Annotated in this window: 7 protein-coding genes and 1 pseudogene; 4 read left to right on the top strand and 4 right to left on the bottom strand. The window is 64.9% G+C overall.

From position 1 onward, the window contains the following. Both Q0693_RS01540 and dprA read right to left on the bottom strand, forming a co-directional pair. A pseudogene (locus tag Q0693_RS01540) lies at window positions 1-109 on the bottom strand (branched chain amino acid aminotransferase); the annotation flags it as partial. A 168-nt stretch (window positions 110-277) separates the two neighbouring features. After that, entirely contained in the window at window positions 278-1,279 is a 1,002-nt protein-coding gene (dprA, locus tag Q0693_RS01535) for a DNA-processing protein DprA (RefSeq protein WP_298628653.1), read from the bottom strand. Window positions 1,280-1,417: 138 nt separating this feature from the next. On the opposite strand from dprA, the gene era reads away from it, so the two are divergent. From era to moeB, 3 genes are read left to right on the top strand one after another with little or no spacing between them, the layout of a single operon-like run. Next, window positions 1,418-2,323, top strand: coding sequence for a GTPase Era (gene era / locus Q0693_RS01530; RefSeq protein WP_243030104.1), 906 nt, complete (start codon window positions 1,418-1,420; stop codon window positions 2,321-2,323). A 43-nt stretch (window positions 2,324-2,366) separates the two neighbouring features. Continuing rightward, on the top strand, window positions 2,367-3,248 hold the full coding sequence (locus Q0693_RS01525) for an acyltransferase (RefSeq protein WP_243030103.1): 882 nt from the start codon (window positions 2,367-2,369) through the stop codon (window positions 3,246-3,248). Between the two features lie 2 nt (window positions 3,249-3,250). Further along, window positions 3,251-4,060 carry a molybdopterin-synthase adenylyltransferase MoeB gene (gene moeB / locus Q0693_RS01520; RefSeq protein WP_298628647.1) on the top strand — a complete coding sequence of 270 codons (810 nt, stop codon included), beginning with the start codon at window positions 3,251-3,253 and terminating at the stop codon, window positions 4,058-4,060. 147 nt (window positions 4,061-4,207) lie between these two features. Here moeB and Q0693_RS01515 read toward each other — a convergent pair whose 3' ends face one another. Next, window positions 4,208-5,341, bottom strand: coding sequence for a citrate synthase/methylcitrate synthase (locus Q0693_RS01515; protein ID WP_298628645.1), 1,134 nt, complete (start codon window positions 5,339-5,341; stop codon window positions 4,208-4,210). A 77-nt stretch (window positions 5,342-5,418) separates the two neighbouring features. Then, window positions 5,419-6,564: a class I SAM-dependent rRNA methyltransferase gene (locus tag Q0693_RS01510; protein ID WP_298628643.1), complete on the bottom strand. Its 1,146-nt coding sequence runs from the start codon at window positions 6,562-6,564 to the stop codon at window positions 5,419-5,421. 33 nt (window positions 6,565-6,597) lie between these two features. Here Q0693_RS01510 and sppA point away from each other — a divergent pair. Further along, window positions 6,598-7,274: signal peptide peptidase SppA (gene sppA / locus Q0693_RS01505; protein WP_298628641.1), on the top strand; the 677-nt coding region annotated here is incomplete at its 3' end.

Raw genomic sequence — 7,274 nt, 5'->3', positions numbered from 1 at the left:
GGCTTAGGACGCTGGTCTTGGCCTCCTCCTGGGGCAGAAGGGCCCCATTCATCCAGATGAGCCCCGCTTGGATATGCACATCCCCACCTTTGGCCTCGGGCTTGATCATGGCCAACCTCCGCCCCCATCATAACGCTTTTTCGCTTCCGGCCCTTTAAGCGTATCCCCTGAACCCCCTTACCACGTCCTCGCCAGACCCAGGGCCTTTGCCCATGAACTCCTTCCAAGTGGGCTCCACACATGGCCGAGAAAAGCCCTCGGTGCCCCTTCTCCCCACCTACAAGGCCCCATACCTCCCCCCCGGCAAGGCCTGGGCCAGGCCCTTCAGCTCCAGGAGGGTGAGGAGGGAAAGCACCCGCTCTGGGGGCAACCCCAAGGCTTGGGCCAGGTCCTCGGGCAAGGCCTCTCCCTGCCGCAGCAGGGCGTAAAGCCCTTCCTCCTCCTGGGAAAGCTCCAGCGCCTTCCTGGGCTTTCCGGAAAACCCCAGGTAGGAGAGGACGTCCTCCGCGGAAAGCACCGGGTAAGCCCCGTCCTGGATAAGGCGGTTGGCCCCCAGGGAGTTTTCGTCCGTGGGCCGGCCCGGCACCGCCAAGACCTCCTTGCCCAGCTCCAGAGCGTAGCGGGCGGTGATGAGGGCCCCGGACTCCAAGGGGGCCTCCACCACGATCACCGCCCGGGCAAGCCCAGCGATGATGCGGTTTCTCCGCGGGAAAAACTCCGGCTTGGGACCGGTGCCCAAGGGAAACTCGGAAACCAGGTCCATCCTGTGGGCCAGCTCCCGGTGCTCGGGGGGATAGAGGCGGTCCAAGGCACTCCCCAAAACCCCCAGGGTCCGCCCTCCTCCCTCCAAGGCCCCAAGGTGAGCCTCCCGGTCAATGCCCCGGGCCAGACCGGAAAGCACCGCAACCCCCGCCTCGGCCAGCTCCCGGGCCAGCCTCCGGGTAAAGAAAAGGGCCCAGGAGGAGGCCTTGCGGGTACCCACGATGGCCACCGCCCGCCCTTCTTCCGGAAGTTCTCCCTTCAGGTAAAGATGGGTGGGAGGCTGGGGAAGCCGCCTGAGCCCCTCGGGAAAAGCTTCCTCCCACAGGCCCAGGATGCGCACCCCCAAGGCCGCTGCCCGCTCCCTTTCCCTCCCGGCTTGCTTTTCCGCCTGGGGAAGCCCTATCGCCGCCTGAGGAAAGCGCTCTTTTAAAGAACGCACCGGGTTTTCCTCAGCCAAAAGCTCCAGAAGCCGCTTGGGCCCGATGCCGGGAAGCAGGGCCAGGGCTAGGGGATCCACGGCTTAGGAGTATACTGAAAAACCTGGGCCACGGGCAAAGCCCGTATTCCGCCCTTGGTTGCGGGCCAGGCCCGTGGCTGGAAGGTCCGGCCCCAGGCCTCAAGGCCAATCCCCGGGGGCCGGGATGACCTAAGGACCATGGAAGAGAAAACCTATTCCGGATTCGTGGCCATTGTGGGCAAGCCCAACGTGGGCAAGTCCACCCTCCTCAACAACCTCCTGGGGGTGAAGGTGGCCCCCATCAGCCCCAAGCCCCAGACCACCCGCAAGCGCCTTCGGGGCATCCTCACCGAGGGCAACCGCCAGATCGTCTTCGTGGACACCCCAGGCCTCCACCAGCCCATGGACGCCCTGGGGGAGTTTATGGACCAAGAGGTGTATGAGGCCCTGGCCGACGTGAACGCCGTGGTCTGGGTGGTGGACCTGCGCCACCCCCCTACCCCGGAGGACGAGCTGGTGGCCAAGGCCCTAAGGCCCCTGGTGGGGAAGGTGCCCATCCTCCTGGTGGGCAACAAGCTGGACGCGGCCAAGTACCCTGAGGAAGCCCTAAGGGCCTACCATGCCCTCCTTCCCGAGGCGGAAACCCGGACGCTCTCCGCCTTGGACGAGCGCCAGGTGGCCGAGCTTAAGGCGGAACTCCTGGCCCTCCTCCCCGAAGGCCCCTTCTTCTACCCCGAGGACTTCGCCAAAAGCGATCAAGACTTCGGGGAGTGGGTGGCGGAGATCATTCGGGAAGAGGCCATGAAGCGGCTTTGGCACGAGGTACCCTACGCGGTGGCCGTGAAGACCGAGGAGGTGGCGGAAAGGGAAAACGGCGTCCTCTACATCAAGGCCATCCTCTACGTGGAACGCCCCTCCCAGAAGGCCATCGTCATCGGGGAAGGGGGCCGGAAGATCAAGGAGATCGGCCAGGGGGCCAGGAAGCAGCTGGAGGTCTTCTTGAACCGGAAGGTGTACCTGGACCTCGAGGTCAAGGTCTACCCCGACTGGCGCAAGGACCCCGAGGCCCTAAGGGAGTTGGGCTATCGCTCCAGCCTCGGGTGAGGCCGGCATTCCCCGTTTGGCCTTTTCCGGTTACCATAACCCTATGCCCTGGCTCCTTCCTCGAGGCATCGCCCCCCTTCAGGAAAAGGCCCTGGAGCGTTTCCTTGGGGGTCTGGTGGAAAGGCTTTCCGACCCCAGCGTGGACCGGAGCGCCCTGGTGCGGGAGGAGCTGGCCCGCCTCCTCTATGGCCGGCCCTATGCGGAGCTCTTGGAGCTAAGCCCCTTGGCCGCCATGGGGCTAGACCCCGAGGGCATCACCTTTGAAGCCGAGTACTACGCCGCCACCGACCAGGAGAAGTTCCAAAAGGTGAAGCCCCTCCTCTGGTTCTGGAAGGTTTTGGACCTCACCCCCATCGGCCAGTCGGTGCACTCGGGGGTGGCCATCCGCCGGGCCTTAGCCCCCTTTATCTTCAAACGGGTGGGCAAAAACCCCAAGTTCTTCCAGAACGTGGAGTTTTCCGTGGGCTACAACCTGGAGCTGGGCGATGACGTGGTGGTCCACCGCTACGTGCTCTTGGACGACATCGGGGGGATAAAAATCGGGGACCGCACCTCCCTCTCCGACTACGTGAACGTCTACAGCCACACCCACCACGTCCTGGCCTCCCCCGACGTGACCCTTAAGGAAACCATCATCGGCAGCGGGGTACGCATCACCTACCACGCCACCATCCTGGCCGGGGTGCGCATTGGGGACGATGCCATGGTGGGCACGGGGGCCATTGTCACCAAGGATGTCCCCCCCCACGCCATCGCCCTGGGCATACCCGCCAGACCCGTGCGCTACAAGGTGCGCCACGACTGCCCTTACTGCCGCAAAGGGGAACCTCACCCCTCGGACCTCATCCCTAAGGCTCCCGACCGCAAGGGCAACCCCGACTACCCCGATTTCCTGCCCCCCGGCTTCGGCACCCGGGAGGCCTAGGCATGTGGACCAAAGAGGAGCTGGATCGGTACCACCGGCAGATGATCCTGCCCCAGGTGGGGCCCGAGGGGCAGGAAAGGCTGAAGGGCTCCTCCGTGGTGGTGGTGGGGGCCGGAGGGCTTGGGGTTCCCGTCCTGCAGTATCTGGTGGCAGCCGGGGTAGGCCGGATCGGCATCGTGGAGATGGACCGGGTGGAGGTTTCCAACCTCCACCGCCAGGTGCTCTACACCACGGAGGACGTGGGCAAGCCCAAGGCCCTGGCCGCCAAGGAGCGCCTGCTTGCCCTCAACCCCTGGGTGCAGATAGACCCCTACCCCGTGCGCCTCACCTCGGAAAACGCCTTGGAGATCCTGAGCCCCTACGACCTGGTGGTGGACGCCTCCGACAACTTCCCCACCCGCTACCTGGTCAACGACGCTTGCGTGTTTCTGGGAAAACCCTTGGTCTACGGGGCCATCTACCAGTTTGACGGCCAGATGGCGGTCTTCCACCACCCCACCCCCGAAGGGGAGATGGGACCCTGCTACCGTTGCCTCTTCCCCAAGCCCCCTCCCCCGGGAAGCGTTCCCTCCTGTGCCGAGGCGGGGGTTTTTGGGGTTTTGCCGGCGGTGGTGGGAAGCCTCATGGCCGCGGAGGCCCTCAAGGTGCTCCTGGGGATCGGAAAACCCCTGGCCGGGTCTTTGGTCCTCTACGACGCCCTGGAAGGCCAGTTCCGTAGGCTATCCCTACGCCGCAACCCCGCCTGCCCGGTGTGTGGGGACCATCCCACCCAGCGGGAACTGATGGATTATGAGGCCTTTTGCGGCCTATAGACCGGCCTTTAGAAAGCGCTTGGCTTCCCCGCCCCATTGCCCTCCGGGGGCGCTGGAGGCCGTGGCCTGGTGCAGGGATTAACCAGGGTCCCCACCTTGGCTTCCGCCAAGGTGGGGTGGGATTGGGCCCCCGCCTCCCCAACGCCCTTAAGCCCGGGCCTCCAAGGGCACGTAGGGCACGCCCAGCTCACCGATGTACTTGGCATCCGGCCTGAGAAGGCGGTTATCCAGAGCCTTGTACTCCAAGATGTGCCCCACCCAGCCGGAGATGCGGGCCACGGCGAAGATGGGGGTAAAGAACTCCAGGCCAAAGCCCAGGTCCGAGTAGACCACCCCGGAGTAGAAGTCCACGTTGGGGTAGATGCCCCTGGGGTTCAGAACCTTCCCCGCCTCCTCCTCCACGATCTTCAGGATCTGGTACTCGGTGGAATGCCCGTGGGTTTCCGCCACGATGCGGGCCAGGCGCTCCAGGACCCCGGCCCTGGGGTCAAAGGCCTTATAGACCCGGTGGCCCATGCCCATGATGCGCTCCTTTTTGGCCAGCTTCTCCCGCACCCAGTCCCGGGCCCTTTCCGGGGTGCCGATCTCCTGGATCATCTTCATCACCGCCTCGTTGGCCCCGCCGTGCCTGGGGCCCTTGAGGGAGGCCACGGCGGCGGTGATGGCCGAGTAGAGGTCGGTTTCCGTGGAAAAGGCGGCGATGGCGGTAAAGGTGCTGGCGTTAAAGCCGTGCTCCGCGTGCAGGATGAGGGCAGCGTCCATGAGGCGCTCCTGCTCCTTGGAGGGCTCCACCCCGTTGGCCATATACAAAAAGTTGGCGGCGTGGGAAAGGTCCTCCCGCGGGGGCAAGGGCTCCTTGCCCTCCCTTAAGCGCTTGTTGGCGGCCACGATGGTGGCGAACTTGGCGATGAGGTCTAGCCCCTTACCGTAAAGGGCCTCTTGGGAGATCTCCCCCTCGGTGGGATCCAGCATCCCCAGCTCGGAAACCGCCGTGCGCAGGAAGCTCATGGGATGGGCCCCTAGGGGATACCGGCGGAAGGACTCCAGAAGGTGATCCGGCAAGGCCCGCCTTCGGGCTAGCTCTCGCCCGAAGGCCTCCAGCTCTTCCCCTTTGGGAAGTCTCCCGTGTAGCAGAAGAAAGGTGGTCTCCTCAAAGGTGCTCTTCTCCGCCAGCTCCTGGATGGGGATGCCGTAGTAGTAGAGGCGGCCCGCCTCCCCGTCAATGAAGCACATCCGGCTTTCCGTGAAGAGCACGCCCTCCAAACCCCTTGCCACTTCCATATCCGGCCTCCTTTTCTGCACCCCAAAGGTGCTTCCCTGCTCATCATACCAGGGCCCAACCGGCCTTCTGCTAGACCCTATAGGGCATCCTCCTGCAGGATGAGGGTCTTCAGGTAGAGGCTTTCCGGCACGTGCAGGCTCCAGGGATGGTCCTGGGGCTGGTAGGTGAGGCCGTGCACCCTAAGGCGCATCCCCCGGTCGGCGGCCGCCCGCCGGGCCACCTCCAAAAGGTCGTCCGCCTTTAGGTAGTAGCTACACGTGGAAAGCCAGAGGTACCCTTCGGGGGCCAAGAGGCGCAAGGCCTCCCGCAGGAGGTCCACCAGGTGCCGCTTCATGGGGGAAACCTCATCCGGACGCTTCACCAGGGTGGGCGGGTCCAAGAGGATGTGGTGGAAAGGCCCTTGAAGACCCCTCAGCACCTCCAGGGCCTCCCCGTGGCGGATGTCCACCCTAAGGCCCAGCCGCATGGCCGCCCGGTCCAGGACGGAGAGGGCCTCGAGGTCCTTGTCCACTGCCAGGGCGTAGGCCCCTTTCCGGGCCGCCCTGAGGGCAAAGCCCCCCACGTAGCTATAGACGTCCAACACCCTCTCCCCTGGGCGCACCAGGCCTTCAAAAAGGCGGCGGTTTTCCCGCTGGTCCAGGTAAAACCCCGTCTTCTGGGCCAGGACCAGGGGAATGGAAAAGAGGAGGCCATCCTCCTCCACCTCCAAAACCCCAGGCACCTCCCCGTAGACCACCCCTACCCTCTCGGGAAGGCCTTCCTGCCTCCTGGCCTCCACATCGCTTCGCTCATAAACCCCCTTGGGGGACACAACCTCCAGAAGGGCCGGAAACCACACCCCCCTTAAGGCCTCCATCCCCCGGGTACGGACCTGGAGGACCAACACCTCCCCAAAACGGTCCACCACCAGCCCAGGAAGCCCGTCCGCCTCCCCGTGCACCAGGCGGTAGCTTGGGCCCATCCCTTCCCGCCTCCGGAGGGCCCGCTGAAAGCGGGCTAGAAAAAAGGCCCGGTCCAGCGGCCCAGGGTCAAAGCGGTAAGCCCGGAAAGGGATGCGGGAACCGGGGTCCAGGTAGCCCACCGCCACAAAGCTCCCATCGGTAGCCACTGCCTCCGCCACCCCTGCTTGGGAAGGCATCTCCTCCAGCTCATCCCGATAGAGGTTGGGGTAGAAGTTGCGGACCTTCCTCTCCTTTCCCGGCTTGACCACCACCCTAAGCACAGGCCCAGCATACCCTTGTGCTACCTTGGAACCATGAACCGAAAGCGTTGGCTAGCCCTTCTCCTTTTCCTGACGGTGGCCCTTCTGGTGGTGGGCCTGGGGCGCCTAACCCAATCCCGGGAAAACGGCCATCCCTGGCGGGAAACCCCCCTATATGGCCGCGGCGAAAAAGTGGTCCTCCTGGAAGTGGTGGGGAGCATCCCCGCGGGGAAGGACCTCGAGGACCTCCTCTCCAAGATCCGCCAGGCCCGGGAGGACCAAAGCATCCGGGCCGCCGTCCTCTTCGTGAATAGCCCTGGGGGTAGCGTAACGGAAACCGAGGCCATCCACCGGGCCCTAAAGGGCCTGGCCCAGGCAAAGCCCCTGGTGGCCGCCTTCGGCACGGTGGCCGCCAGCGGGGGCTACTATGTGGCCACCGCCGCCCAGGAAATCCTTACCCCGGCCACGGCCATCACCGGCTCCATCGGGGTCATCGCCACCCTCCCCCAGGTCCAGGGTCTGTTGGCCAAACTGGGCGTCCAAGTGGAGGTTCTCAAGGAAGGAAGGTTCAAGGACATGGGTTCTGGCCTAAGGCCCCTCACCCCCGAGGAGCAAGCCATCCTCCAGGGCTATATGCGGGAGGCGTACCGGCTTTTCCTGGCCAGGGTTAGCGAAGGAAGGCGCCTTTCCCCGGAGAGGGTGCGGCTCCTGGCCGATGGCCGCATCTACAC

This window comes from uncultured Thermus sp. (assembly GCF_938010445.1).
GTDB classification, from domain to species: Bacteria; Deinococcota; Deinococci; order Deinococcales; family Thermaceae; genus Thermus; species Thermus altitudinis.
The sequence above is the reverse complement of the archived record's forward strand: the minus strand, read 5'-3'. Positions and strand labels throughout refer to the sequence as shown.